1 protein-coding gene is annotated in these 689 nt (G+C 67.3%); it reads left to right on the forward strand.

Going from position 1 to position 689, the window contains the following annotated elements:
• Positions 1–621, forward strand: a 621-nt coding sequence (locus EOA27_RS38935; RefSeq protein WP_281059534.1) for a cyanophycin synthetase, incomplete at its 5' end; no start/stop codon positions are given.
• Between the last annotated feature and the right edge of the window lie 68 nt (positions 622–689).

The raw sequence follows: 689 nt of genomic DNA on the forward strand, positions 1-689 counted from the left end.
GAGGTCGTGGCCGACGCCGTGCTCTACGAGATCGACCTGCCTTTGGCCGGCGATTTCCAGATCGCCAACGCGCTGGTCTCGGCGGGGCTTGCCATCGCGACTGGAACGCCGGTGGATAAAGCTTTGGCCGCCCTGGAAAAATTGAAGGGTGCGCCTGGCCGGCTCGACCTCGTCGGCGCCACCGCCGCTGGCGCTCCTGTCTATGTCGACTATGCCCACAAGCCCGACGCGCTGGAGAACGTGCTGACCTCGGTCCGACCTTTCACCACGGGCCGCGTCATCGTGGTGTTCGGCTGCGGCGGTGACCGCGATCGGGGAAAAAGGCCGATCATGGGCGAGATCGCGACGCGGCTCGCCGACATCGTCATCGTCACCGACGACAATCCGCGCACGGAAGTGCCCGAGACCATCCGCGCGGCCATCCTCGCCGCGGCGCCCGGCGCCATCGAGATCGGCGACCGCCGCAAGGCGATCCATGAGGCGGTGGCGATGCTGCGCGCCGGCGATACGCTTATCGTCGCCGGCAAGGGGCATGAGGAAGGCCAGACCATCGGCGCTCAGACCTTCCACTTCTCCGACCACGAGGAAGTGCGCGATGCGCTGAAGGAGCGCGCCGCATGAACCTGCTGTGGACGTCGGAAGCGCTGGTCGAAGCGATGGAAGGCAGGCCCATCGGCTCGCTGCCGGAG

The sequence above is a fragment of the Mesorhizobium sp. M2A.F.Ca.ET.037.01.1.1 genome (assembly GCF_003998075.1).
GTDB lineage: Bacteria > Pseudomonadota > Alphaproteobacteria > Rhizobiales > Rhizobiaceae > Mesorhizobium.